26 protein-coding genes and 1 other RNA gene are annotated in these 26,948 nt (G+C 41.2%); 9 read left to right on the forward strand and 18 right to left on the reverse strand.

Going from position 1 to position 26,948, the window contains the following annotated elements:
- Positions 1-23 precede the first annotated feature (23 nt).
- Both addA and addB read right to left on the reverse strand, forming a co-directional pair.
- Positions 24-3,590, reverse strand: a complete 3,567-nt coding sequence (gene addA / locus ACZ5Q0_RS00230; RefSeq protein ID WP_446820134.1) for a helicase-exonuclease AddAB subunit AddA — start codon at positions 3,588-3,590, stop codon at positions 24-26.
- Entirely contained in the window at positions 3,574-6,972 is a 3,399-nt protein-coding gene (gene addB, locus ACZ5Q0_RS00235) for a helicase-exonuclease AddAB subunit AddB (protein WP_446820133.1), read from the reverse strand. Before addB ends, addA begins: the two co-directional genes overlap by 17 nt.
- Positions 6,973-7,193: 221 nt before the next feature.
- Here addB and ACZ5Q0_RS00240 point away from each other — a divergent pair, with 221 nt between their 5' ends.
- Positions 7,194-7,430 carry a hypothetical protein gene (locus ACZ5Q0_RS00240; RefSeq protein WP_446820132.1) on the forward strand — a complete coding sequence of 79 codons (237 nt, stop codon included), beginning with the start codon at positions 7,194-7,196 and terminating at the stop codon, positions 7,428-7,430.
- A 22-nt stretch (positions 7,431-7,452) separates the two neighbouring features.
- On the opposite strand, the gene ACZ5Q0_RS00245 is transcribed toward ACZ5Q0_RS00240, so the two are convergent.
- From ACZ5Q0_RS00245 to ACZ5Q0_RS00255, 3 genes are all read right to left on the reverse strand, one after another.
- Entirely contained in the window at positions 7,453-7,893 is a 441-nt protein-coding gene (locus ACZ5Q0_RS00245) for a DMT family transporter (protein WP_446820131.1), read from the reverse strand.
- Positions 7,894-7,956: 63 nt separating this feature from the next.
- The gene (locus ACZ5Q0_RS00250) at positions 7,957-8,667 is read right to left on the reverse strand and encodes a ZIP family metal transporter (protein WP_464827180.1); all 711 of its coding nucleotides are present in this window, start codon (positions 8,665-8,667) and stop codon (positions 7,957-7,959) included.
- A 110-nt stretch (positions 8,668-8,777) separates the two neighbouring features.
- Entirely contained in the window at positions 8,778-9,251 is a 474-nt protein-coding gene (locus tag ACZ5Q0_RS00255) for a GreA/GreB family elongation factor (RefSeq protein ID WP_446820128.1), read from the reverse strand.
- Between the two features lie 337 nt (positions 9,252-9,588).
- Here ACZ5Q0_RS00255 and ACZ5Q0_RS00260 point away from each other — a divergent pair, with 337 nt between their 5' ends.
- Positions 9,589-9,945 carry a TIGR04086 family membrane protein gene (locus ACZ5Q0_RS00260; RefSeq protein WP_446820127.1) on the forward strand — a complete coding sequence of 119 codons (357 nt, stop codon included), beginning with the start codon at positions 9,589-9,591 and terminating at the stop codon, positions 9,943-9,945.
- Between the two features lie 405 nt (positions 9,946-10,350).
- Here the strand turns inward: ACZ5Q0_RS00260 and ACZ5Q0_RS00265 are convergent, their stop codons facing one another.
- The 3 genes from ACZ5Q0_RS00265 to ACZ5Q0_RS00275 all read right to left on the reverse strand — a co-directional run bounded on the left by ACZ5Q0_RS00265 (position 10,351) and on the right by ACZ5Q0_RS00275 (position 13,292).
- Entirely contained in the window at positions 10,351-12,426 is a 2,076-nt protein-coding gene (locus ACZ5Q0_RS00265; RefSeq protein WP_446820126.1) for an ATP-dependent DNA helicase, read from the reverse strand.
- Between the two features lie 106 nt (positions 12,427-12,532).
- A complete protein-coding gene (locus ACZ5Q0_RS00270) occupies positions 12,533-12,820 on the reverse strand; it encodes a putative Se/S carrier protein (RefSeq protein WP_446820125.1) in 288 nt (95 codons plus the stop codon).
- 13 nt (positions 12,821-12,833) lie between these two features.
- Positions 12,834-13,292, reverse strand: coding sequence for a PaaI family thioesterase (locus ACZ5Q0_RS00275; RefSeq protein WP_464827181.1), 459 nt, complete (start codon positions 13,290-13,292; stop codon positions 12,834-12,836).
- A gap of 212 nt (positions 13,293-13,504) precedes the next feature.
- Between ACZ5Q0_RS00275 and ACZ5Q0_RS00280 the strand changes: the two genes are divergently transcribed.
- Complete coding sequence (locus ACZ5Q0_RS00280; RefSeq protein WP_446820122.1) at positions 13,505-14,029, forward strand: hypothetical protein; 525 nt, start codon at positions 13,505-13,507, stop codon at positions 14,027-14,029.
- Between the two features lie 97 nt (positions 14,030-14,126).
- Here the strand turns inward: ACZ5Q0_RS00280 and ACZ5Q0_RS00285 are convergent, their stop codons facing one another.
- The 5 genes from ACZ5Q0_RS00285 to ACZ5Q0_RS00305 all read right to left on the reverse strand — a co-directional run bounded on the left by ACZ5Q0_RS00285 (position 14,127) and on the right by ACZ5Q0_RS00305 (position 17,014).
- On the reverse strand, positions 14,127-15,017 hold the full coding sequence (locus tag ACZ5Q0_RS00285) for a 4Fe-4S binding protein (RefSeq protein ID WP_446820121.1): 891 nt from the start codon (positions 15,015-15,017) through the stop codon (positions 14,127-14,129).
- On the reverse strand, positions 14,974-15,867 hold the full coding sequence (locus ACZ5Q0_RS00290) for a nucleotide-binding protein (protein ID WP_446820120.1): 894 nt from the start codon (positions 15,865-15,867) through the stop codon (positions 14,974-14,976). Before ACZ5Q0_RS00290 ends, ACZ5Q0_RS00285 begins: the two co-directional genes overlap by 44 nt.
- Positions 15,868-15,940: 73 nt before the next feature.
- On the reverse strand, positions 15,941-16,288 hold the full coding sequence (locus tag ACZ5Q0_RS00295) for a NifB/NifX family molybdenum-iron cluster-binding protein (protein ID WP_446820119.1): 348 nt from the start codon (positions 16,286-16,288) through the stop codon (positions 15,941-15,943).
- Positions 16,289-16,305: 17 nt separating this feature from the next.
- Positions 16,306-16,656: a NifB/NifX family molybdenum-iron cluster-binding protein gene (locus ACZ5Q0_RS00300; protein ID WP_446820118.1), complete on the reverse strand. Its 351-nt coding sequence runs from the start codon at positions 16,654-16,656 to the stop codon at positions 16,306-16,308.
- 109 nt (positions 16,657-16,765) lie between these two features.
- The gene (locus ACZ5Q0_RS00305; RefSeq protein ID WP_446820117.1) at positions 16,766-17,014 is read right to left on the reverse strand and encodes a DUF5320 family protein; all 249 of its coding nucleotides are present in this window, start codon (positions 17,012-17,014) and stop codon (positions 16,766-16,768) included.
- Between the two features lie 262 nt (positions 17,015-17,276).
- On the opposite strand from ACZ5Q0_RS00305, the gene ACZ5Q0_RS00310 reads away from it, so the two are divergent.
- Positions 17,277-17,786: a BON domain-containing protein gene (locus ACZ5Q0_RS00310; RefSeq protein ID WP_446820116.1), complete on the forward strand. Its 510-nt coding sequence runs from the start codon at positions 17,277-17,279 to the stop codon at positions 17,784-17,786.
- A gap of 82 nt (positions 17,787-17,868) precedes the next feature.
- Here ACZ5Q0_RS00310 and ACZ5Q0_RS00315 read toward each other — a convergent pair whose 3' ends face one another.
- Positions 17,869-18,168 carry a zinc-ribbon domain containing protein gene (locus tag ACZ5Q0_RS00315; protein ID WP_446820115.1) on the reverse strand — a complete coding sequence of 100 codons (300 nt, stop codon included), beginning with the start codon at positions 18,166-18,168 and terminating at the stop codon, positions 17,869-17,871.
- 246 nt (positions 18,169-18,414) lie between these two features.
- Between ACZ5Q0_RS00315 and ACZ5Q0_RS00320 the strand changes: the two genes are divergently transcribed.
- Positions 18,415-19,374 carry a D-2-hydroxyacid dehydrogenase gene (locus ACZ5Q0_RS00320; protein WP_446820113.1) on the forward strand — a complete coding sequence of 320 codons (960 nt, stop codon included), beginning with the start codon at positions 18,415-18,417 and terminating at the stop codon, positions 19,372-19,374.
- A gap of 125 nt (positions 19,375-19,499) precedes the next feature.
- Positions 19,500-19,677, forward strand: a non-coding RNA gene (ssrS, locus tag ACZ5Q0_RS00325) — 6S RNA.
- A 139-nt stretch (positions 19,678-19,816) separates the two neighbouring features.
- Here ssrS and ACZ5Q0_RS00330 read toward each other — a convergent pair.
- On the reverse strand, positions 19,817-20,701 hold the full coding sequence (locus tag ACZ5Q0_RS00330; protein WP_446820112.1) for an MBL fold metallo-hydrolase: 885 nt from the start codon (positions 20,699-20,701) through the stop codon (positions 19,817-19,819).
- A 519-nt stretch (positions 20,702-21,220) separates the two neighbouring features.
- On the opposite strand from ACZ5Q0_RS00330, the gene ACZ5Q0_RS00335 reads away from it, so the two are divergent.
- Complete coding sequence (locus tag ACZ5Q0_RS00335; RefSeq protein WP_446820111.1) at positions 21,221-21,625, forward strand: hypothetical protein; 405 nt, start codon at positions 21,221-21,223, stop codon at positions 21,623-21,625.
- Positions 21,626-21,817: 192 nt separating this feature from the next.
- A complete protein-coding gene (locus tag ACZ5Q0_RS00340; protein WP_446820110.1) occupies positions 21,818-22,042 on the forward strand; it encodes a small, acid-soluble spore protein, alpha/beta type in 225 nt (74 codons plus the stop codon).
- On the opposite strand, the gene ACZ5Q0_RS00345 is transcribed toward ACZ5Q0_RS00340, so the two are convergent.
- Entirely contained in the window at positions 22,029-23,696 is a 1,668-nt protein-coding gene (locus ACZ5Q0_RS00345; protein ID WP_446820109.1) for a WD40/YVTN/BNR-like repeat-containing protein, read from the reverse strand. The two genes, ACZ5Q0_RS00340 and ACZ5Q0_RS00345, sit on opposite strands and share 14 nt — an antisense overlap.
- A gap of 220 nt (positions 23,697-23,916) precedes the next feature.
- Here ACZ5Q0_RS00345 and ACZ5Q0_RS00350 point away from each other — a divergent pair, with 220 nt between their 5' ends.
- On the forward strand, positions 23,917-24,168 hold the full coding sequence (locus ACZ5Q0_RS00350; protein ID WP_446820108.1) for a YkuS family protein: 252 nt from the start codon (positions 23,917-23,919) through the stop codon (positions 24,166-24,168).
- 461 nt (positions 24,169-24,629) lie between these two features.
- Here the strand turns inward: ACZ5Q0_RS00350 and ACZ5Q0_RS00355 are convergent, their stop codons facing one another.
- Together ACZ5Q0_RS00355 and ACZ5Q0_RS00360 are read right to left on the reverse strand one after the other, a co-directional pair.
- Positions 24,630-25,700, reverse strand: a complete 1,071-nt coding sequence (locus ACZ5Q0_RS00355; RefSeq protein WP_446820107.1) for a methyl-accepting chemotaxis protein — start codon at positions 25,698-25,700, stop codon at positions 24,630-24,632.
- Positions 25,651-26,361 (reverse strand): MCP four helix bundle domain-containing protein, encoded by a 711-nt coding sequence (locus ACZ5Q0_RS00360; protein WP_446820106.1) that lies wholly within the window; start codon positions 26,359-26,361, stop codon positions 25,651-25,653. Before ACZ5Q0_RS00360 ends, ACZ5Q0_RS00355 begins: the two co-directional genes overlap by 50 nt.
- Positions 26,362-26,948: the final 587 nt, after the last annotated feature.

The following is a 26,948-nucleotide window of genomic DNA, read 5'->3' on the forward strand; positions in this document are numbered from 1 at the left end:
TTAATTTAGCTGGGTTATTAGCTTTATGCCTTTATGGCTTGATTCAGATTAAAAGAATATAGGTAACGTTCTTTGACTTTACGGCCCTGGATTGCTTCCAGGGCTTTTTGGTACCAATCCAACTGTACCTGATATTCCTCCACTAAAATTCGGATATTATCAGCCAAAACCTGGTCAGTTTTAAAATCAATTAACACCAGACCATCCGGCTCCTCAAAATAAAGGTCAATAACACCCTGAATAAGCATATCTTCATTAGAAGCAATCCCCGGTAACACCTGACCTGCCGTACAAGCCAGATTAAACGGGGTTTCCCGGTGAATTTTACTGGCTGCCAATACCCTCTGTCCCAGAGGTGATCTAAAAAAAGCCAGAATATCTACTGGTTTTACAGCCTGGGATTCCAAACTGGTTATAAACTCTTTATCCACCAGATCATTCAACTGCTCTTTTATTTGTTCAAGACTACCTACCCGGCTAAAATCCAGATGCTGCATTACAGTATGTACGACAGTTCCTCTCTTCCAGGCCGGTAGTTTACAACTATCTTTATCATCCAGCTGGGGAGAAGCTAGACTGGGAATATTATACCCCAAACTGCGTAACTCGGTGACTTCTAGCCGCTTTAATTGAGTAACTGATAATTTAGATGGTATTTTAATGGCTTGGGCATGGGGGTATGTCCAATCCAGACGGGTATTGATTACATTATCCATTTCTGAGACTGGTAATGGTTTTAATCCTGACAGCCATTCCCGAATACAAGTTTCCTGGGTGCTGCTTTCCACCTGCTGAGCCGCTAATGCAGTGCGATTTATAATTTCAACTTTCCATTGACATTCATCATCGATAGTATTTTCATACCATACCCCATTCAGATCCCGCAGAACTTTTCCAGCCGGATGCCGCATAACTACAGGAACTACCCAGTCCAGGAAACACTTGGCTCTGGATAAATGATAAAAATTCATGGCTCGCGACCATTTATTTACTGCTTTTTCTAAATCCTTCACCCCCCCTATCATAATGAGTTTTTCTTTCGCGCGGGTGCAGGCCACATATAAGATTCGCATTTCTTCAGCCAGATTTTCCAATTTGATCTGATTCTTTATGGCCAAACGAGCCAGGGTGTCGGTATAAGCTCTCATTTCCAGATCAACTAAGCGGGGTCCTAGTCCTAATTCCCGGTGTAATACCACTGGTGCTTTACTGTCAGAAGTGTTAAATTGTTTGCCCAAACCGGCTATCATAACCACCGGAAACTCTAATCCTTTACTTTTGTGGATACTCATAATACGCACTACATTTTCATTTTCCCCCAGGGCTCTGGCTATTTCCATATCCCGCCGGCTGCTTTGTAACCGGTCTATAAAATTAATAAAGGAAAATAGTCCCCGATTACTTGTTTCTTCAAACTGCCTGGCCCGGTCATAAAGGACCCTCAGATTGGCCTGGCGCTGGACACCGCCGGGCATAGCACTGACATAACTATAGAAACCCGTTTCTGTAAGCAGCTTCCAGATAAAATCATCCATGCGCATATACCGGGCTGCATCTTTCCAGGCTGCCAGCTGTTCTAGCATGGCAATGAGGTTTTCGCTAAGCTGGTTGCTATGATTAGTAATATAGTGGTCTATAGCCTCAAAATAACTCCCCTGCTTGCAGGCTGCTCTTATCTTCACCAGCTCACTAACCCCAAATTGAAAAATAGGTGATCGCATAACACTTAACAGTGGAATATCCTGACGCTTGTTATCTATTACCCGTAAAAGATTCATAAAAAGGCTTACTTCCAAGGTATCAAAATAGCCACTGCTCACATCAGCGTAAACCGGTATTCCGTGATTACCTAAAACCTCGGCAAACTCCCCTGCCCAATTACGAGTAGTTCTCAGCAGAACAACTATATCCCGGTATTCTAACCGACGGTATTGTTTTATACGCTGGTCATAAATCCGGGTGTTAAGCAGGCTTTGAATCCGCCGGGCTACCTGACGGGCCTCCAGTTCAATAACACCGGGAGCATCATCTTCCTCATTTTCAGCGTCTGTTTCAGGCTCAGTACCCGTCTCCACTAAATACAACTCTACATCGGGATTAGGCGAATCGTAAGCCGGTATTCCGCAATACAAAAAAGCATTTTCATCATAGTCGATTTCTCCCAATTCCCTGGACATGATATGTTGAAATAAGCAATTAACAGCGTTTACTATTTCCTGCCGGCAGCGGAAATTTCTGCCTAGATCTATACGCCTTTCAACCCCACCATCGACACTAAAACGTTGGTACTTTTTCATAAACATGGAAGGATCAGCCAGGCGAAACCGGTATATACTCTGCTTTACATCACCGACCATAAACAAATTATCACCGCGACAAACCGCATTAAGTATGGCTTCCTGTACCCCATTACTATCCTGATACTCATCAACGAAAACATACTCGAACTTTTTCTGATAGTCCTGAGCAGCTGTTTCTTGTTTAAGTATGGCCAGGGCATAATGTTCCAGATCGGAAAAGTCTAATAGACCTTTTTCTATTTTATGTTCATTATAAATGTCACGGAAGGACCGAACTAAATTAAGCAGGTATTCTATACGGGGATAAAGCTGTTGAGCCTCCTGACAAAGTTCTTCCGGGGTATGGTTCAACATAGTGGCCAGACCGGAAATCGTCTTTTTCCCCTCTTCTCGTAAACTTTTAGCCATATCAACTAAAAAACTATCTACATCACCACTAATTCGTTTAAGCCGGGGGTGTTTTACCCGCTGTAAAGCAGTCCTAAAACCTGTAAAATCCTGCTTTAAAAGCTCCAGAAGTTGTTGGGCTAACCGGGTATCTTCTTCCAGGGCCTCCAAATAAACATCCGGACCACCAGGTAATTGGGCCAGTTTACAGGCCTCTTGAAATAAATCCCGTGCACCATTTAACTCGCGAACCACCTGCTCTTTAATAGCCATTACCCAGGGACTACCCGGCAAATTGTCTTCTTTTAGATCAAATTGAGCGGCAGCTTTTTGTAGCCATTTATCTGGTTCTGGCTGGCTATGAATAAAATCATAAATCTGGATAATAAGATCACGCAGGGGTAGATCGTTTTTGCTGCTGCCGAACATTTCCACCAGATCAAAAAAGAGTTCATTACCTTGTTGATACTCCTGTTCCATCAGCTCTTCCAGGCTCTCAGTTCTTAATAGCCCCGTTTCATTTTCATCCCCCACTCGAAAGTCGGGATCAATATCTACCATATAAAAATAATTACGTATTACTTCGGTGCAAAATGAATGTAAGGTACTAATCGAGGCATAATTTAAAAGACTGAGCTGACGACGAAGGGAAGCCTGCTGTGAAACATTGTGGTCTAACTCGTTAGCCAGAGCTTCGGCTATCCGCTCCTTCATTTCCGCAGCCGCAGCTTTGGTAAAGGTTACCACCAACAAGCGATCAATATCTACCTGATCTTTCACCAACAGCTGAATAATTCTTTCTACCAGAACAGCAGTTTTCCCTGAACCGGCTGCAGCTGATACCAGTAGGTTACACCCTCTGGCTTCAATAGCCTGGCGCTGTTCGTCAGTCCATTCCGGCATCTTTTCCCCCCCTTTTTTCGGCTATTCGTCTCATAATTTCCTGGTCATTAATTTTCTTTAATATACGGTAATTATTATCTTTAAAACGCGGGTCGAACTGGCATATAGCCGAAAACCGGCAATAATCACAAGCCTTCTCCTTTTCCTTCTTGAATGGATTAATGCTTATATTTCCATTTATGATTTCTTTTCCAACTGACTGTGCTTTAGCCTTTACATGAGTTATTAACTGATTCCATTCATTTTCATCCATCACTGACGAATTTTTCCCCAATTGCTGGTCTTTATTAATACTAACCGGTATCACATCTGAATTGCCCTGCAGCTCTATATCCATGGACCGGATAATATTAACATCCTTTAAAACCAGGCCCTTCATCCGAAATTGACGACGGAGCTTATCCTGTACTACCTGTGCTACCATTTGGTCAGTTTGGATGAGGGGGTCATCAATCTTGAAATAGAAAATACCGGCTGGTTTGACCTGCCGTAAGTTATCCCCACCACTATCTAAAACTGCACTCATATACAATACCAACTGTAAAGTTAATCCATAATAAATATCTGATAAAACAAACTCTCGTCCACCCGTTTTATAATCTATTATTTTAATATAACGGGTATCTTCCTGGTCTAACACATCAATACGATCAACTCTGCCTTCCAGCAGCATACGGCTGCCATCAGCCAGTTCAATCTGGATAGGAGGAAAAGAACCACCACTTCCAAACCAGACTTCATATCCCCAAGGGGTAAAGTTGCCTTTTTGCAGGTGACCCGCTACTGTCCACACTGCCCTCCGGTTAATCCGCTTAAGACGGTTAGAAAGATAACGATAATGGTAGGTGCTAGTAAATACACCATCACCATACTGCTGAACTAGTTCCTCCATTACCTGATCAGCCAGCCGGTAAGATTTCTCCTCATCCAGACTATGCCAGTCTAATTGCTGGTCATCTAACCGGCAGGAAAATTCTAATAAGCACTGGTGAAAAAGATCACCTATATCCGGCATTTCAATACTAAATTGTTTTCTGTCCACCGGTTTTAGACCATACCTGATAAAATGGGCAAACGGGCAGGCAGAATACTGTTCCAGGCGGGAAACACTAGTACGTAACGGTTTACCAAACAAGCGGTTAACCTGGGAATTTCTATACACCTGGTTACTGTGGAAAAAAGCCTGTTGTATCATTTGCAAGGAAGAATTCCAGGCTGGGTGATTCACATACCACTTATAAACATCCCACCAAAATCCTTCTATCCCTTGGCCATCCAACTGCCGTCTTATCTGTTCCACCATAATTTGAAAAGTGCTTTCTGGAACTGCCACCCTTTGCAGTTGTTGTCCTTGATCCATAATAATATCAGAAGTAGGCCGCAAATGCGGAAACAAGCGGCGTATACGGTCGATCAACAGGGAGGGGCGCAATGATCTACCTTCTTCATCTGCTAAAGAAAAGGAAAAATACAGGTAGTTTTTAGCCTTTCCCAGCAGGGAATAAAGTAAAAATCTCTCCTCATTAATGGCATACTGCTTGGTGTTTTCCCACCTTAATCCATTTTGGAGCAGGCGATTTTTTTCCTCCTCTAAAAACAACCCTGGCGGGGTCCCAGGGGAGGGTAAAACTCCATCATTAACTCCAATAACATAAAGAACTTCGACAGTTCCGATACGAGAGCGTTGCACATTTCCTACCAAAACCTGATCCAAAGTAGTAGGTATAATTCCAATTTCATAGCTGGCAAAGCCGGCCCGCAAAACCTGATTATATTCTTTTAAAGTTCCCCTTTGGTCACCCAGGATTTCAGTCATTTGCTCAAATATTTCTACTACTATATTCCAAATTTGCGCGCTTTCATAGACTGGTTCATAATGACCGGAATCCTGTAATTTGATAATCCATTGAGCTAGTTTCTGCTGGATATTCATTTTCTCCAAAAATGTTAACAAAGCCTTGGTAAAATGGGCATATGGTTGTTGGCCCTTTATACTATTCTCCAGATCTTCTAGTGTAGATACCAGGTATCCCCTTATGCTCTCAATTTGCTCCAGGTTCTCAATATCCCCATCGTTTCGGTTACTAAACGGCTGCTTCCAACACTGTCCTCTGATACCGTAGCGAATAACATGGTTTTCCAATAATTCTATCTGATCAGCGTCCAAACCCATCAAACCCGTTTTTAAACACCGGAAAACATCTTGATAGCGATAACCATTTTGCACTATATCCATTAGGGCTAGGATAAATTCTACCAGTGGATGGCCCATAATATCACGCTTACTGTCCACAAAACAGGGAATACCATAGCGTGGAAAGGTACGCTTAATTATATGAGCATATCTATCCATATCCCCACAAACTACCGCTATATCCCGCCAGCGTAATCCTTTCTCCCTGACCTTATACAAGATATCAGCCGCCAGGTTTTCCACCTCGCTATAAGTGTTAGTAGCAGCAAATAATTGAATATGCTCGGGATTATAAGAATAGATACGGGCCGGAAAAGCATATAACTCCTTTTCCAGGTGTACTAAATCTGGCTTTCTAAAAGAAATAACCTTCCGGCTATCCAGGGTTATAACCTCCTGATCCAGATCTAGTTGCCGGGCTATTTCGCGTATACGCCGATAGAATCCTGATGGGAAATCGAATAAGTCACGGTCACGGGAATCCAAGTTAGGATCAAGAGTAAAGGTTATGGTAACCTCTGTGGCCACCTCAGCTAATTTTTCCAGCATTAATAACCTTAAAGGTGTAAAAACATGTAAACCATCCAGCCATATGCGAGCACCTTTTAAAAATGGAGCGGCTATGATTCGCTCAATGATAAGAAGTTCCCGATCCTCCAGATCAAGATAGCGATCTTTTAGAAAACGATTAAAACCTTCAAATAATAGAACACTATCCTGTAATTTGTTCCGTAAAACGATATCTTCATGAAGGTCATGGCTGCACTCTTTAAGATCAGAAGGAGTCAGGTCATATTGTTTCCATTCCGCCAGCAGTTCGCTCAATTGGCGCACAAAGCCTTCCTGGTAAGCCGCTTTACGATAGACCTGAAGCTGAAAAGAATTTTCATCGATAATCTTCCGCAACACCATGTTCTTTCCCTGTTCATTTAAAAGGCTGCGGACAGCTCCACCTGCTTCGTTAAGCACCCTCTCCCCCAGACGGGTTAAACTCAACACTTCTACCCTCATAATACCCGGAACCTTTAAGAACCCAATAAGCTCCTGTTCTGCTTTAAGGGTATACTGCTCAGGCACCAGCAAAATCAGCTTATTACTAGAACTATCACCCGCATAATGGCTAATCTCTTCCATAACCTGACGAGTCTTTCCGGTTCCCGATCGGCCTAATATGTATCTAAAGCCCATGAATCCACCTCCCTCACTCTCATTAAAACCTCCTCAAACCGACTCTTGTTTGTATTATATCAGCTTTGCCAGATAAACTGTCCAAATAGGCCAGTGTAACCGGACAAGCCTCTGCACTCCCGGTAGAACGGCCGAATTTCCGCTTTATTTCAGGGATAAAGAATTCTATAATTAAGTAACGGTAACCAAAACAAATATTGGTAGGTGGGCGAGGAGGCTTCATGAAGACAGGTTTAGTTTTTTTGAGCGTAGGAGTGATTTTAATATTTTATGCCTATTGGGCCTATCGTAAGGCTGACTGCAACTTGAGCAAAACGAAGGAAGAGGACCTGGTCAGCTATTACCTAGATCTGGCTCTTAAGCTATATCCTGGGGCACTTTGGAGTGCTTTGTTGGGAATTTTTTTCACTATTATTGCCCTGGTTATCATCGTTATTAACCTGCCCTTGATATTTTAAGAACCTGCCCAGGGCAGGTTTTTTAGTCTAATAAAAGAATACGTGCCCCCACAGCCAGTAGTGCTATTCCCAGTATATCCAAGTACTGAAATTCGATCTTTTTCATGCCAAAAGCACCTAGTGAATCAATTAGGAAAGCGGTAGATACCTGGGCTACTATAATTGCCGTGGTAGCATTTCCCACCCCAATCTGGGGTATAGAACGACTGACAGCATAAATGATAATTACGTTCAAAATACCACCCAGCAGTGAGTACCAGGGAACCTGTCCCAGTTTCGCCAATCCCCCAAACCCTACCCCAATTGTAAGTATGATGACCACAACTGTGATAGTTCCAATAATGTGTACCATCAGGGTTGATTCCCATACCCCTAAAATTTTGCCTAGAGCCGCATTGAAAGTACCTTGTAAAGCCATGGCCGCACCAGATAAAGCAGCAATTCCCACGTATAACCAATTCATATTCGCTTTTTCCCCTCTGCTTTTTGGCTTATTGTCAGGTTTTAACTTAACTTTTATGCGTTTTTACAGGAAGGTGGCTATAAATATAATAGCCATCCCTAACCAAAAGCCATACCATCGGGGCTGCCTGCCTTTTATCCCGGCTTGGGGCCATAGCTGGAAAAAAACCAGATAAAGCATGATGCCAGAAGCAAACCCCAATAACAGGGGTAAAAGCTGGGGTAAAATAAACGTGATGATACTGCCCAGAATAGTCCCTAAAGGGGTAATCAATGCTAGCAATAGCATTTGTGACAATATTTTATATCGGCGCATTCCGGCCATAAGCAATGGGGCAGCAATAGCCATCCCCTCGGGAATATTATGTATGGCGATTCCCAATGCAATCACCATCCCAGTACGGGCCTTCATCTCATGTCCCAGGGCAATAGCCATACCTTCAGGAAGATCGTGCATAGCAATTCCTAGCATAATCAAATATCCCAGGCTAATCAGGCTATCTTTTTCTTCTGACTCCCGGTTAAATAAACAATATCCCAAAATAAACAGTATAGCTATCCCCAAAAAAACTCCTTCTAGCACTGGTTTTATCCCGCCATAAACCAAAGCAGAAGGAAGCATATCAAAAATGACCACGGCCACCATAACTCCGGAAGCCATACCCAGAAAAACCGCCAAGCTAGCATTGCTCCACCTTTTTTTAATAAATAATAATACAGCTCCCAAAGCCGTACAGGCCCCGGCAGCTATGCTAACTATTACAAGGTTAACCATACCTTTATTCCCCGTTTCCTGGCATTTAATTCATACCTATGCCTTACCAGGGAATTTTAGGTTTGGATTTTATATTTTCCTAGGCGATTTATATTTTATTATTTAGCTTTTTAGACTTTGGTGGCAGCTGGCATTAAACAAGGTTGAATTGAGCATACCGTATAATTAAAGACCCCTCCAGGAGCCTTTACTGTAGCCTGCTCTCCTAATTTCTTCAAGATTAGTGCCTTACCCATCGGCGACAGATACGATATAGCAGTAGCACCGGACTCTTTGCTATCTTTAGTAATTGATTCGCAAATAAGAAATTCAAGTTTTTTATTGTTCGCGGAGTTTTCTACTTTGACCCGGCTGCCAATCATTACAAAAGGCAGTTCATCCTGAATCCCTTTCTCAGTTTGAGCTTCTGCTAGGGCTTGTTCAAGAGCAGTAACGTAACGCTCCAAAAGATTTTCCAGTTCCGCCCGGCCGTTACAAATCTGCGGAAATGTTTCGTCTATAATCCTGGTCCGGTTTTCTTTAACCTCTTCCAAGTGAGTATTCATATAATTAATAATACCCATTGACAAAATATTACCTTGCACCCCAACACTCCCTTTCTAAACCCTTCTAAAAGTAATTAAATGGTAGTAAATTCAGAAAAAGCCTGTGGGCACCCCGTCCTATACGAACGGGGCGCCCTTTGCATACAGGATACTCCACTTGCTAATGGTTGTCAATAATGCATGATTATCCCAGTTAGAGCCAGTATTTAGTTACTGGTATATATATGTCACACTAGGTCAATAAATTACCGTTTCCTATATTAGGTATATTAGGTGATATTTTAAATTAAAAAACTGACCAGTATACTGTCAATGCTAAACTAGTCATAAATGCCACCCGGTCCTCATAATTTTCATGTAAGGAGGTGTAAAATTTATGCCCATCGAAATTAAAGCTATAGGAAAAGCTCTCATTATTTCCGTCCTGCTATGCCTGGTATCTGGCATTGTTGTTTACTACTCCGGGTTACAGGAAACTTTACTTCCCTCACTAGGTAAAATCATCCTTATTATCAGCGTTTTTTGGGCAGGGTGTTATGTTAGCAGGAATTATGGAAGCAAAGGACTGGTCAGAGGTATTAGTATGGGAATTATATTTTTTATTTTAATGCTTATTGCCAGCCTGGCATTTAATTCTTCCATTAGCTTTAAGAACTTTTTATTCACCATGATAATATGTGTTATATCAGGGGCTTTAGGCGGTATTCTGGGCATTGGCCTAAGCGAAACTTAACCCCCTAAATGCTGCAGTATTTTTGCCGGGGGGGAACAGATATTGTAAGAGCCGTACCTGGCTAAAGATTACGGCTCTAAATTTATGTTCAACTTTTTTAATTATAGATTTCTTAATTAGACATCTAATTCAGGTATAGCAAGACCAACCCCAGGCACACCAGACCTATTCCCACTATCAATCTTATACTGGGCATCAGGCCTTACCTCCCTGGCATAATTATTAATGTCCTACCACAGGATTCCCATTGTAATGATGTTACTTTTCGGTTTCACTTTTCCCTGATATCTTAAAGAGCAAGTTCCTTAAGAACCCGGGAATGCGAACATAGATAACTTTCACCTGTATTCCCCCTTCAGATCAATCAAACTTTAATCTTATATTATGAGTAAACAGATAAAAAGGTTACCTAAAATCTTCATAATTGCCAAACCATTTTTTAACCTCCCTGGCTAGTTCGGCTTTTTTTATACTACTTATATTTTTGATAGGAATACTATTCTTGAAAACCCTTCCATAAGGTTTGCCTTGTAGGCGGTTATCAAGAACAACTATAATTCCACGATCATTTTCGCTTCTTATCAGGCGACCAACACCTTGTTTAAAACGGACTGCCGCATCCGGCAACATGAAGGATATAAAACTGTTCTGTCTTTTCAACCGACAGCTTCGGTCAGATGCACTACTATATGGTTCAGAAGGAGGACGAAATGGAAGCCGTACTACGACCACACAGGTAAGCAGATCCCCTTTGAGGTCAATCCCCTCCCAAAAAGTTTCTACTCCCATTAACCAGCTACAAGGTGAAGTAGTAAACCTCTGCATCAGGGTTCCAAAATCCCCATCCTCATTTTGCACTAACAGTTCTACTCCCATTTGTCCGCAAACTGGCCGGATAGCTCCGGCTACACTCTTTAACTGTCGGCGAGAAGTAAATAGTACTAAAGCTCGACCATGAACTGCTGCCATCAATTCAAGCAGAATACTACTTACTTCCTGGTTAACATTCGGCGCAAAGGGATCACAGATATCTGTTACCGTAAAAAGATGCGCCTGTTTTTCATAGGCAAATGGAGAATTTTCTAATAAAGTGTTGACTCGTTCAGATTGATCCCCCAGACCAATACGTTGCAGAAAAAAATTAAAATCTTTCTCTATAGCCAGAGTAGCCGAAACCATTACCAGGCTATCCAGGTTACTAAAAAGCCCATCGGCCAGTAATTCTCCAATCTGTATCATGGACGAAGCTACAGTGATAGACTTTCCATGTTCATATTCAATCCAAAGAATGCGGTCATCTCGCACCGCATCTTCCTCCAGTACCATAAAAGCCCGATCAGATACATCTCTTAACGAAAGTAACACAGAATTAAGTTCCGCTTCTTCCTCTTCTCCTTTTAATTCATCTCTGAGGTCGGTGAGTTTACTAATAAGATTATGGGTACTGGCCTGCCAGTCAAGGTATACCTCCACCAGCCGGTTGAACCAGTCCTCCTGCAGTTCTTCTGTTTTCAATACCCGGGCAAAATCCTGTTCAACCGGTGTCAAATCTCCCACTACTTGAAAGACTTCCTGGGTGAGCCCAGCCATACGTTCCACTAACTGCCTGATCTCATTAATTTGCTCCTGTAACTGGGTATATCTTCCCCGTAATAGCTGTAAATAGCCCCGGTCATAGCGGGCATCACGACTGTGCAAAAAGCGCAGCGTATCCATAACTTCATGATAGTTGAAGCGATTAGATAGTTTATCAAAGGATTCCCGATCAAAGGTATGGGCCTCATCAACCACCAGGTAATGATATTCGGGAAGTATCTGGTGATCCATGACCAGGTCTGATAACAAGAGGGCATGGTTAGTAACTATGACATCTGCCTTCTGCAAATTCTTCATCATCTTAAGGCGAAAACATTTTTCATGATAGCGGCAGAGTTCCTTACGGCAGCTGTGCCGGTCAGCCGCAAGAATGGGCCAGTTTTTCATTAAGTTACTAGATAAACTAAGTTCACTGCGATCGCCAGTCTTGGTTTTTTCCGCCCAGGCAAGTATGGCTTCAATAAAATTCTGTTCATCGGGTTCCAGCTTTTTGCGTCCCCCCAGGATACTCATATATTTGTTCCAGCACAGGTAATTTTCCCGTCCTTTGGCTTGTACACATTGGAAACGCTGCGGAACAATCTGCTGGAGATCAGGTATATCTTTATCCACAATCTGCTGTTGCAGAGCCCTGGTTCTGGTGGATACTACCACCTTTTCTCCTTCCTGAACCGCCCATAATACAGCTGGAAGGAGATAGGCAAAAGTTTTACCTACTCCGGTACCAACTTCAGCCACTAAAAACTCTTTATCAATAAAAGCATCTGCCACTTCGCCGGCCAAATTAGCCTGTTCTTCCCGGTAACGATAACCAGAAACTATTTCCCCTATTTTTCCCCCCGGGGCAAAGTGTTTCATCACATTTTCACGGTTAAATTCCAGCATAAAGCACCTCTGTAATGTACCTGTTTTTCTTTGTCTATTATAATTGAAATAGCCATAAAAAAACTGCCCGGTTATAGGGCAGTAGATTTTACAGGTTAGAACCTTTCTAATGCAGATCAATTTTTTGAACATGATTCTTATGTCCGACTTTTTCCACCTCGTAAACACCTTCAATAACAACATTGTGGCTGCTCAAATCATAAGCATACTGTGCTAAATGTTCCGGCCGCAGTTTTACCGACAAACCACAACTGGATGATATTTCTCTTAAAGTAGGAATTACCATAAAATCCGCCTGTAAAGATTTCAATATTTTTTCTGCCTTTAGGGCATAAGAAGTGGTAGCAAAGGTAAAAACGCAAAAATTATCTAATTTAAAAAGACCTTTTTCCATCCCCTAAAACCCCTTACAATTCAATAATACCGGTATTAAAAAAAGTCCCCTTAACTTCGGCAATTACTTTTTCCTGATCAACTACCTGAGCCCGGGTAAATATCATTTTGTTTCCTGCTTTAATGACCGATCCCTGAGCGGTTAATGCTCTTCCAGGTGATGCCGCCGATAAAAAGGATGTAGAACAATCTACAGTAACCCCATTTATACCCAGGGTTCGAATAGCATTACCCATGGCTGCATCTGCCAAGGCCATAATTAAGCCACCGTGGATAAGTCCCAAAGGATTAGTGTGTTCCCTTACCGGGGTCACCCACACCTCCGCATAGCCGGGTGCCAATTTTTGCAAATGAATAGTCAAAAGCTGATAAAAGGGAGTAATGGCTATAGTATCACTTATATACTTAAATAAACGCTCATTAACACCTGCATTTTCCGTTGGCAAACTATAATCCCCCAATATTTTATTCATTTTATTATAGCATAATAACCGGTATCTTTATGTATAACTTTTAATTATACATTGGTCATTATATAAACTTAAAACCCCCCGATCGGGAAATATTAAATATAAACATTAACTAACCCGGTTCCAATTTTATAAACGATCTAATACAAATATGCTTTTTATAAGACTAAAATTCGGAACACCGATTATAAAATTTAACTAAAGGGGGAATATTTATGAAGCAATTGCAGATAAAGCTGCCTATCATCGCCATTGTAGCACTCATATTAATGCTGGGACTAGTAATTTTTTCTCTTTATTACCCATTTCCATCCCGTAAACCGGAAGATACTAAACCGGTAAAAGAGCCCCAATGGTATATTGTTTTTTCAGTACAGAATCAAAAGGCGACTGCTTATACGGCACCGGCTTATGGACCTGTCTCTTCTAGCGGCCAGCATTACTCCATTGGTTCGGTGGCAGTTCACCCCCGGGTACCTGTAAAATACGGAGGAGATCCCCTCCAACCCATTATTCCTTTCGGCACCGTTATACATCTAAAAAAACCTCTGGTTATTCAAGGTAACCAATATTATGCTTTTAAAGTTACCGATACCGGTGATATAAATTATCGTTTATGGCCTGATTATCCCTATTGGATAGATGTTTTCCATGGAACTACCAGTAACTATACTGTTGAGGAATCCAGTAATTTTGGCACCGATATGGTCGATTATTTTTGGATCGAAGAGTGGCGTTAGCGCCTATTACCAATCGCCTGTAATAATATAATCCAAAAAAATAAAGAACCCGCCGATAAGCGAGCTCTCTTGTACTGATAAATCCACCGTGTTTATTTTATAAATCCTTTATCTTTATTGATTTTGGTAAGGATTGTAACATTAACTGGGCAGTAATTTGTTCCCAAATCGGCTCTAAATATGCCTTAATACGAGGATTAGCAGCGGGATTATCAGTATTAGCAATACAACTGGCTATTTCCGCATCAAATGGAATTTTACCTACACAGGGTACCTCCTCTGCTACAGCCCACTTTTCTATCTGCTTTACCTTCTTTGGGTTAATATCCCACTTATTGATAATCAGTATTTCCCTAATGCCACGGGAGCGGACTAAGTGATGAATCCTTTGTAAATCATGAAATCCTGATAAGCTAGGTTCAGCTACTAATACTACCAGGTCAACTTCAACTAGTGACGATATTACCGGACAACCAATACCCGGTGGCCCATCAGCCACTATCAAAGGAATACCTGCTTCTTTGGTTCTGGCGCGGGCGGCGGCTTTTACCTGGGCTACCAGTTTACCGGAGTTTTCCTCCCCTGGCCTCAACTTTGCATAATAAACAAAATGTGAACCACTTTCCCCCTCAAACCAGCGTCCGGAAGGATTAGGCTTCATATTTATAGCTTCAACTGGACAAACTCGTGAACATAAGCCACATCCCTCACAAAAAAGCGGGTTAATTGAATAATCATGAATAGCATCAAAACGGCATAAATCTATACATAAATCACACTGTATACATTTGTCACGGTCCAGAATAGCGCTCTTTCCGCCGCTGAAGAAGTGCGCCTGTACCTCCTTAGGTTTTAGCAGTATAGGAAGATTAGAAGCATCAACATCATAATCACAGGCAGTACAATTTTTCGCCAGGTGAATAAAAGATGCTGTCAGAGAGGTTTTACCGGTTCCCCCTTTTCCGCTTATAAACAAAATTTCTTTCATAATCGTTACTCCTTAATAAGTCCGGAATAAACCTGGCTATGGTTTCAATACTATTTTTAAAGTCCGGCATAGCTATAAAAGGATCTACTCCTCGGGCATAGGCCCTGGCCAGATCTCTACTAAAGGGGATACGAGCAATAATCGGAAACCCGTTTTCTTCGCAAAGTACTTCTATACCACCATCATCACCATTCCAGCGGTTAATAATCACCGCGGCAGGTATGTCCAGCATCTGGACGGCTTGAAACGATAGTGACAAATCATGGACTCCAAAAGGGGTAGGCTCAGTTATTAATAAGCAAAAATCACTATCCCGCACTGCTTCAATCATAGGGCAGGTAGTCCCGGGAGGACAGTCAATAATCTGCAAAGAAAATTCATCGGCACCGTTTTTGGCTGCTTTTATTACCGGCAGACTAATGGCTTCCCCAATAGACAACCGGCCTGTAACCAGCCTGCCTTTACTGTTAAGCCGGGTGATTTCTAGGGTCCCTACCTGGTAATCATCTTCTTTAATGGCCCTTTCCGGACACAAATAAGCACAAGCTCCACAGGAATGACACATTTCTCTTAAAACCATTATTTTTTCGGGTAATGCCACCAGAGCGTTAAAATTACAGACTTCGGCACACTTTCCACACAAAGTGCAGGCCTTTTCATCTACTACCGGCACCTGCCGGGTAACTGCCCGTACCTGCCCTAATTCTCCTGATAAAAATAAGCCTGCATTAGGTTCCTCCACATCGGCATCAATTATTACCAGGTTTTGATCAGCCAGGACCCTAACCAAGGAAGTAGCTATTAATGTTTTTCCAGTGCCTCCCTTACCGCTGGCTACTGCTATTTGCACCTTTTATTCCCCCTTTCAAAAACCCGGACAAGTAGGGTTGCCCGGGTTTAATTTCTATAGCTAGATTATATTTTTAACCATGACATTCCCCAGCGTGAGCATGTTCTGAGCATACCTCTCCGGTACTTTTCAGCTGGCCCTTAAGAAAGCTATCCATAACTTTTTTGAAGTCACCTTTAGCACCAACCAAGGTCTGAATGCCTTCCAGCTCAAACAATTCCTGAGCTCTTCCTCCCATTCCACCGGCAATAACTACCTGTACCCCTTGCTTTTTTAAAAATCCAGGCAGCATTCCGGGAACATGTTCAGGATTTTTAATAAAATTCCACTGGTTCTTTTCCGTATCGTACAGGGCAAATTCCTCGCAGTGCCCAAAATGGGGGCAAACCATATCCCCTTCTTTAGGAATAGCTATTAACATTTGACACACCTCTTTATCTAATTGTTAGGACTGTTAATTTCCGGTAGTTTACCTTCGTAGTATTCTTTAACTGCCATAGCAACAGTTTGGTCTGCTTCTGCCGCGTACATTTTAATACCTGCCGCTTTAAGTACCTTAAAAGCTTTAGGGCCTATGCGGTTGGTCACCACCACATTGACCCCTTCTTTAACCAATGTTTGGGCTGTCCCAATACCCGCACCTTGATTAGCGTTAACACCACTATTCACCAGTGATGTATATTGATCACCGTTAAAATGATTAATTATAAAATAATTACATCTTCCAAACCGTCCATCTACTTTAGATTCAGGATTTTCACCAGTTGCACAAACTGCTATTTTTTTCACTATCTTGGTTCATACTCCCTTCCGGTAACCATAATCAAAAATCTAACTGCCCCTGCTAAAATTGCCCAGGCGATCTAAATCAGACCGCCTGGGTTTTCCATAAACTCTCTTATTTGTCAATAGTATTAAGGTTATCTAGTTCCCTTTGCAACCATTGACGGTAAGTTTCAGCCTGATCCCAGTTATTTCCCGTCTGACCTTTCCAACCAATACCAAAACCCCTGCCGTTCACACCACAGAATCGACCTGGTCCCAATCCATCAAATCTACCTCGCCCCGAAATATTCCGGCAACGTCCTCTGCCTCTACCGCTACCAGGGCCTTCATTTAAAGGACCCCTTCCATTTAATCCTGGCATAGTTTTCACACCTCCTTATGTGGTCATATGTCCGTTTTCATAATACTCCCGCATGTGGGCATATGTCAATAAACTATATTAAATTTTTTACCCTAGATCCCAGGATTTAATCCAGAAGCATTAATCTTTTTTTATAAACAGAGTCTAATTTTTACTAATCCCATTTAGCCCGGTTGGATAAATTACAACCAGTTTGTGGACAGTATTCTCTATATAACTCGGGGAACAATAAGCTATATAGTCATCAAGGAGGAACTAATAAATGAGCCATAATATAGATGATAAATTACGTAATCATATCCAATCTTTATTGGAAAAAAGCAAAGATCTTCAAGGGTACCAGCTACAGGTAGAAGTTATAGAGGGTACCGTTCACTTACAGGGTATAGTAGACACCTTGAAAGAAAAGAAACGGGCTGCACAAATAGTGCGTGGGGTTATGGGAGTAAAAGGTGTAAATAACGGTATTACCATTAGTACTGATGGGGAAATTGATGGAAAAGATGCGGGTATGGAGGTCCGGGAAGAATTAGAAGAAGATCCGCGGGTTAATACTAATCATATTGGGGCTGAGTGTAGAGGCGGGCACGGTAACGTTGTTTTAAAAGGAAACACTGATGATCCGGCTGAGATTGAGGCAGCTCAGGAAGCAGCCTCCCAGGCCCGGGGTGTAACCAGAGTACTTAATCAGGTAAGTATCAGCGAGAAAGAACTTAGCCTGGAAGAAATTTTCCACAGCCAGGTAAATAATGATGTGGAACCAGAAAGCTAATAATCCTATCGGGCAGTTTTACCCTACCGATTCAATACAAACTAAAAAAAGGGTTAGTATATTACTACTAACCCTTTTATCGTTATCTGTAACTACGGCTACGTCTAGCCTGGAAGCAATCCCGGCAATAAACTGGTCTATCACCGGTAGGCTCAAATGGTACAGTAGTTTCCTGCCCACAAGCAGCGCATACTGTCTTGAACATTGGACGGTCATCTCTACGAGAATTACCGTTACGCTGTTGTTTACGTGCCCTTCTGCATTCTGGGCAACGGCCGGGTTCGTTCTCAAAGCCTTTTTCAGCATAAAACTCTTGCTCTGATGCTGAGAACAAAAATTCGTTGCCACAATCCTTGCATACTAAATATTTATCTTCAAACATTCAATCATCTCCCTTCTGGAAATACTCTTGACTCAGTTCCCCAAAAAGGAGACACATCCTAAGAACAAGGCAAGAAAAGTATAACCTTATTATCATGCTATGTCAAATAGAAAGTTTCTTATCTGGTGCTATAATATAGTACAAATACCGCCCCGATTAGTGGTTAGACTAGTATAATAGTAAAGTCATATCACCAAAATTCGTTTTCTCTAGCTAGCAACATTATAAAAGAGTGGAGTGATAGGAGTGCTAAAATTATGTATTCTGGACGCTAACACCTTGGGTGAAGATGCCGATTTGAGTATTTTTAACCATCTAGGCCAGGTCTCTATTTATCAGAATACAGAACCAGACCAAGTAGTAGAAAGAATTAAAGACCAGGATATTGTTGTAACTAATAAAGTAATTTTAAACCAGTCCAATCTGGCTGCTGCTCCCCATATTAAGCTAATCTGTATATCTGCTACCGGCACTAACAATGTTGATTTAAACTACACCCGGGAACAAAATATTGTCGTAACTAATGTGGCAGGTTATTCCACCTATAGTGTGGTCCAGCACACTTTTGCAATGCTCTTTTATTTACTGGAATCTTTACCCTATTATGATAATTATGTTAAGTCCGGTCAATATGCACAAGGTAGTAATTTCACTCATCTGCAATTTCCCTTTTGCGAACTGCGGGGCAAGACCTGGGGAATTATAGGATTGGGTACTATTGGTTCTGCTGTAGCTGAAATAGCCCGAGCTTTTGGTTGCCAGATAGTTTATTATTCCACTTCCGGGAAAAATAATAGTAAGATCTATACTAGAGTGGATCTGGCTGACCTGCTTAAACATGCTGATATAATATCCATACACGCCCCGTTAAACTCCCAGACAATTAACCTTATCAATTATGAAAAGTTACAACTGATAAAACCGGAGGCCTTGTTACTAAATTTAGGCCGGGGCGGTATAGTCAATGAATCCGACTTGGCTAAAGCCCTTAATCAGGAGTTAATCGCCGGAGCAGGCTTGGATGTTTTAGAGCATGAACCAATTAATTCTGATAATCCCCTATTACAGGTAAAACATCCCCATCGTCTCTTAATTACCCCCCATATTGCCTGGGCTAGCGTGGAAGCCAGAAAGGCCCTTATACAGGAAATTCACCTTAATATTGAAGCTTTTCTCCGGGGGGAAAAAAGAAATATAGTTAATTAAAACTGATCTACTACTGGAGAATATGGGATGGATAATATCGGCGAAAAAGAAATATAGTTGACTAAAGCTCTTACCACAAAATAACTATTGATAATAAGATTAACCGGTTATATAATACTTAAGCGGCAAACCTGCGATGTTCGTTGATCTTGTTTATTTTAACCTACAAATTGAACAAGGGAGCTTTGGTCTACTAGTCCATGTCAGGCCTTAGTTAAGGAGGACGACAGAAGCTATTAGCCAGGCACCCACTTTATGATAAAGTGGGTTTTAAAAAATAAATGACGGCAAAGCGGGAATTAGGAAACCCTCAAGCAAGGAAAGCCTGAGGGTTTTACTTTTATACGAAACAACCCAGGAAGCTTTTGCTTTTGCTGGGCTTCTTCTTAACAAGATCACACCTGTGAGAAGCAATAGGACCTCTTCCTGGGTCGACCTTTAGTTATATCCGAGAGCGTACATTTTTTATCAATTGATACATAGAACCTAACATCATATCTGCGGGATAGTAGGCCATGGCTTCCTTGATAAAGGTATTAAATAATTGCTCAGCTATAGCTTCCTCACCTATTCCCGACTCAAGTTTATCTTTTATATCCGCAAATACTGCATAACAGTTTGCCAGGCTTTGCTGATAGTAAGCATCTACCTCTTTAGTTCCTATGGGAACTTTCCCGTGTCCGACACCTAGTATACTGGTGGAATAGGCCATTAGTTTTTTTATAGAATTTATATATAAATCATAATCCTGAAAGAATACCGGAGACATTAAACCCTCTGATAAACGGTAACCGGCTGCATCGGAAACAAACATTACCTGATCCTTTTCTAGATAAACTGCAATTGAACAAGGACTGTGGCCGGGGGTTTCCAGAATGGTCATTTCTAAATCATCTGATAAATTAATATGTTCACCGTCATGAAGAGCTCGATCAACAGTAAGATTTTTAGTATCCAGCGTAATAGGCTTTTCATCCAGGAGACCGGCTTTAACATATTCATCCGAAACAATATTATCGGCTCTTTTCATTACACCCAAGACTTTGTCCAATGAAAGAACATTCATAGTAGGAAGGCTGGCCAGCACCTGAGCAGCAGGAAACATTTCTTTTAACATGGGTATACCACACACATGATCAAAATGCGAATGCAATGCCAGGATGTATTTCACCTCGGGTGGGTTTTTTAATTGGGACCACTGGTTAGCAAATATAGAAACACCGGCACTCATCCCACATTCTATGAGTGCAGCTTCCTTATTGCCGACTACATAATAGTTGAAGTTGCCATTGCCAAACAATAACACGTTATCAGTAAGCCTTTTCATAAAATAACCCCCTATATTTGCCGGAATAATAACTTCTACACAACCTTTGCATTTAAGAGCTCCTAACTTGATTTTATCAATAGACTTTCTTATAAACAATATACGTTAAAGAACAAGATATTTTACAGTAATATTAGAATTTATATTTTATATCCATAGTACAGTTTAAAGCGGAATATTATTTAATCATGCCCAACTACTAAGTATTACTAGCTTTTAAAAGCCATAATCGCTAAACTAGTAGTAGTTTTAATCAATTTTCGTTAACTATCATTGATTATAAGTAATTCATTTCATATTTATAGGTATTTTGCTACTATGGAGAACCTTTTTGCAAAACACTATGAACTCAATCACAAAGACAGTATCGTAAAAAGTTATTAAGTTTACTCTATGGGATAAGCAGGATTGTAAAATGTAGTACAGTTGTTTTGCATAGGAAATAGATTTATTGAATAAATGTATAAAAAAGAGATGGGTAGGACATTATCAAAATAGTAAATAAAAAGGAGGAATAACATGCTTTCGTTTACAGATTTTAATAATTTGTCTAATGAGGAAAAGCTTACATACCTACAAAAACTTCGCAACCAACGTAGTGTTAATGATATAGCCAGTGCCTGGGGAATATCCAAATCTAAGTATTATGCTATGGCACGGGAAATTGGACTGCCTATGAAAGCCCGGGGAAAAAGAGCTAGAAAAACTAATTCATCCCCTAGTACTGAAACACAAAATGCAAATAATACCCCGAATCAGATAACAACCGAACCGGAAGAACAAAATAACCGGAGTAAGTTTTCCTTTTCCCTGGATACCCAGGGACCTGCCAGTATGGTTTATAATGTGTTAAGTATTTTTAAGGACACCGGTTTTTCAGATGATACGGAAGTACGTTTTAAAATCGAGATAACTGAAGTTTAAGACAATTTAATTTCTTTTTAATAAAAAACAAGGGACTTATGATTTTAATCCCTTGTTTTTTTATTATTATTGATACATTTTTGACTAGAAATGATTATGGCCATTTACTTTTATAATATGTCAATATTTTGTAGGTTTGACCACCGCTTAATTTCTCATACTATACTAAATATATCTTGAAGGGGTGATTATATGTCAAAAAACAGCCGTTTATTAGTACCGGAATCACAACCAGTAATGGATTATCTAAGAAAAAAGGCCCTGGATGAAACTGGTTCTAAGATTACCAATGGTTATCATGGTGATATGTTAACCAGTCAAGCCGGACAGATTGGTGGTATAATTGGCGGCCAGATGGTAAAAAAAATGATCCAAAACTTTGAAGAAGAATTGGCTAATAAAACTAACGGAGATTAGCATGCAAGATGGTTCCTAATTCTCCTACTACTACGACTGCCTCTTTTCCACTGGCTATTCCATAGAGAAAATTTTCAGTGGGGACTGGGACCTCCCCCCACTTTAGTCCGTCTGTAGACTGCAAGACAACCCCAGGGCTGCCGCAGGCCAGGAAACCTGTGTCATTATAGATTACTTTTTGTAACCAGGGCGGAGATGTGGTAATGGAATGGTCCACCCATTGCTTTCCATCTCGGGATACTAATATTAACCCGTGATCGCCGACAGCTACGAATAAGCCCTGGCCACAGGCCACCCCTTGAATCATGTGCCAATTTGTACCAGATTCTACTTTATACCAGGATAAGCCATCATCAGAAGATAGAATGGTTCCTCCATCACCAACTATGGTAAACTGTCCATTTCCATAAGTTATATTTAAAAGATTAGCATTCGTTTTTGAATTAACCGGGTTCCAAACAAAACCATCGGCAGAAACCAAAATTAAGCCCTTTTCCCCTACTACTACTAACTGGTTATTACCATAAACAACCCCAAATAAGCGGTTAGTCACCGAAATTTTTCTTCTAGCCCAATTAATCCCGTCAGCCGAAAATAAAATAGTTCCCTGATCCCCTACTGCTATATAGCCCCCCATAGCAGGGGTAATACCAAATAATGATATATTGGTGTCTGAATTACACGCTGTCCAGGTAGTAGCATTAAGCGAACGTAATATTGTTCCTCCCTCTCCTAAACAAAGGAACATATTATCATCGCAAATAATACCATACAGTTCCCCATAAGTGCCGCTGGTTTTGCACACCCACTCCTGCTCTTTAAGTGATTGGTAGATTATACCCCCCCGACCTACAGCAATAAATTCCTGATTACCATACACTACCCCCATTAAAAGCTTATAGTTTTCCGACCTGTTTGCAGACCAGCTGACTCCGTCCTCAGAAGTGAGTATTACACCAAAATTATTCTGATCTTCGCCTACTGCAGTAAAGGTGCCATTTCCGAAAGCCACTCCTTTCAACCAGACCTTAGTATCTGAATTACTGCTTTCCCAATGTTCTCCATCAGCCGAGGTTAATATAACGCCGTTGCGGCCTACCGTAACAAATAAATCGTTTCCATAGATAACTGATTCTAAGCGGTTTAAGGTGGGAGATTCATGAGCTAACCATTCCCAACCATCTGGTGAAGTTAATATACTTCCATTCATACCTACCGCAACAAATATTCCATTCCCATAAGTTATGTCATCCAGCCAGAAATCCCCTATGTTTTTACTTTCCCACGTCTCACCATCTGGGGACCGCAAAACGGTTCCTCCCTGCCCTACTGCCACAAACATCCCATTTCCATAGGCTACCGAATCAATCCAGATTTCTTCCCCGGAATCAACCACTGTCCATACATGAGCATCGGGAGATGTTAAAATAAGCCCGGCTGAGCCTACACATATAAATTTACCATCCCCATAGGTTACTCCCAAAAGGTAATTACTGATGCCGGTTAGTATGGTTTCCCAGTCACTACCATCTAATGAGGTCATTATGGTTCCATACTGGCCCACTACTACATACCGATCATTGCCATAGCATCCAGTCTTTAAAGTATTTCCCCGGGGCAAAGGATTTTTCCACTGCCAATCATGAATAGCCATTTAATTTCCACCATCCCTTATATACCTCCACCTATAGTGGTTTTAATAAAAAATTATCAGTACTTAGTACTGCTATTTATATAGGTATGAATAAGAAACCAAAGTAGTGATATATAAATCTCAAATTAATAACTAAAAAACTAGAGATATAACGGGGATGGAGCATAAAGCCCTCATGTTTAGGCATAATAAGGTTGATATAGTTTGGGAGGTGACAAAAGTGGCTAAAACTATAGCGGTGGAAGGAAATCTTAGCCCTGTAAAGGATTTTCTTACCGCCCAGGGATGCCAGGTAATTGATATGGAAGAATCCTATCGTAGACGGGCTGATGCGGTAGTTATCTCCGGCAGTGACCAGAACTTAATGGGAATGCAGGATATGACCCTTGATACACCGGTAATTAATGCCAGCGGTAAAACACCACAACAGGTCTGGGAAATGATTATGCGCTATGATCAGCTGCAACACTAGTTTTTCATAATAGACTATAATATGGGTGTTTTAGGTGAATGAAAGAACATTATAGACTATAATATGGGTGTTTTAGGTGAATGAAAGAACATTAATAATGACCGCTTACCTGGCCACTATCTGTTTTAGTAACCGCCGGAGGGACTACTTACGTTGAAGACTGCTGGTTAACCCACCTGGTGAAACATCAGTTAAGACTTACCAATCAACTCATCTTTGTACATCAGCATACCCAGGAAGTCTGTTTTTCAACAGTAATCCCTACCACCAGTCTTTTTTACTGGTGGTAGGGATTTTTTCATCGTATTTCTCTATGTTTTAGCACAATTCCGTGGGTATTGGCATATCATTTCTACGGTTAGAAGGCATAGGTCTTCATACCGGGATTTCTTTCAAAGCCGCCGATCTGCAGGCAGATTGGCGACCGCAATAATTTTTACTATGTCATGGTCTAAAACATACTATAGTTTAAATTCCTGCATAAGGCTATTTAACCGTTCGGCATTAGTAGCCAGCTGTTCTGATGCACCTCCAAGTTCTACCGCTGCACAGGTAACTTCACTAGTTCCCTGAGCTATTTCCTGGGAACCTGCCGTGGCTTCCTCTAAACTGGCTGCAGTAACTTCAACTGCCTGGGTTATTTGGCTCATTAATTGGGTAACAATTTCCATACTATGGTTAATATTTTCAGCCATTTCCGTAATAAAATTACTATCTTTTTTATAATGATCCCCTATGTCCATCATAAAATCATAGTCCTGATTAACATCCTCATTAATAAACCGCAATAATTCATGGCAGGTAGAGATTAGATCATCGAGAACCCCTTTAACCTTAAGAGTGAGATTTTGAATAGCATTTACCGCCTGGGAAGAATCTTCCGCTAGTTGTCTAACCTCTTCAGCAACTACGGCAAACCCACGTCCCTGGTCTCCGGCCCGGGCTGCTTCAATGGCGGCATTTAGCGCCAGCAAATTAGTTTGATCGGCCAGGCCGGCGATACTTTCGGCCAGGCCAGAAATCTGTTCCACCACCTGAGCATGATCGATAGCCTGAATAACTTTTGTATGGATGTTCTCATAAATCTGCTTAGTCGATTCCCTCGACTCTCCCATTTTTGAATGTACTGTTTCAGCCCGCTGTTGAATTTCCTGTGATTCTTGGCATCCCTGTTCAACTTTTGCAGATACTTGGCCTAATGTTGTAGTAATATCCTGTATGGAAGCGTTTATCTCCTCAGATGCTGAGGAAACCTCTTCTATCCCAGTAGCTATCTCCTCGGTTGAAGCTGATACCTGCTGCATACTAGAGGCTATATTTTCACCTGATGCTGCTAATTCTTGACTGGAGGCAGCCACCTCCTCAGCATTATTAGTAACCTCTCCTATAGTAGTGCGCAGTTTCAGGGTTAGTTCTTGCATTGATTCTCCCAGAAGACCCAGTTCATCTTGACGCCCCTTTAAATTTACGGGAATATCTATGCTAAAATCCCCGGTAGCTATTAGTCCAACATGTTGGGAAGCTGCAATCACTGGGACCGAAATCCGCCGGGATATGATGAATCCCCCCCAGTCCACTGATTATAAGGGATATTAAAACCATAAAAAGTACCGATTTTTGTGCTGCTGCGGTTATCCCTACCGCCTGGAGGTTCATTTCATCTGCTTCCTGGGTATTATAATCAGCCAAATCTTCCAAATCTGCATTAACTTTATCCAATAATGGTTTAGCATGGACCACAAAATAAGTAAAGGAATCACCACTGCTCGACTCTAAAAGTTGGACGGCCTTCTCTGTCTCTGATCTAAACTGGAGACTGTTGGCCTGTAGGCGGGAGTAGATATCTTTTTCTTTGACGTCTACCATTCCTGCCTTTTCAAATCGTTGGCTTAGAACATCATATTCCTTAGTGTGAATATCAATTTGCTTAATTAGATCCTGACGCTGCTGATCAGAAAGATCAGCGACTAATATTAACTGGTAAAGCACACCTTCAATCGCACGATTTTCAGCCCGCATGGCCTCACTGTATTTAACTGGCAACAGATTCCCGTTATACATGTCATCAATGCAACTATCTAAAATATTTATTCGACTATAGCCCACATAAGTAATAGCCATCATAAAAACAATCTGTATACTAATTATGATCAACATTTTATAGTTAATCTTTAAGTTATCAAACCATTTCATTTATATTGCTCCTTTCCTATACTGAAATTAAATAATAACAAGATTAGTAAAAACCTATTTTTATGAACAATCGGGAAACAAATGGAGCAATTATTTAGTCAGCTACCTGACAAATATTTTATATGCTACTTTTATACATAAGCTCACCTCCAGAGGACCTATGTCCCATCTAAAATGCATATTCTTCCCAACCAATTATGGACTATAGTCACCTATATTGCAAGAAATACGGAATAAAAGACCACCGGGGCATAAATACCCCAAAAGCTGTACTAAATACACTGTCACGTACAATATGGGCTAAAAAATAGGATGAAAAGGCAATTGTTCATATAGATACAACCCTGGCACACTTTCCATATACCGTTCAACCAACATGCCAAGCATACAGAAAAAGCACCCCGCTGCGAGGTGCATGGAAAGTACTGGAACGTTTCGTCCCTTCGTTCTTAATTTACATTGTGGTAAAATACTTAGCCTGCTGCGAGAGCTACTCAAAAATTAAAACAGGGTGAAATAAGGGAACAGCAGAGCCATCCTTATTACCACCCTATTTACTGGGTACCATCGTCTGAACAAAGTTCTTA

It is taken from the genome of Syntrophomonas erecta subsp. sporosyntropha (genome assembly GCF_055395365.1).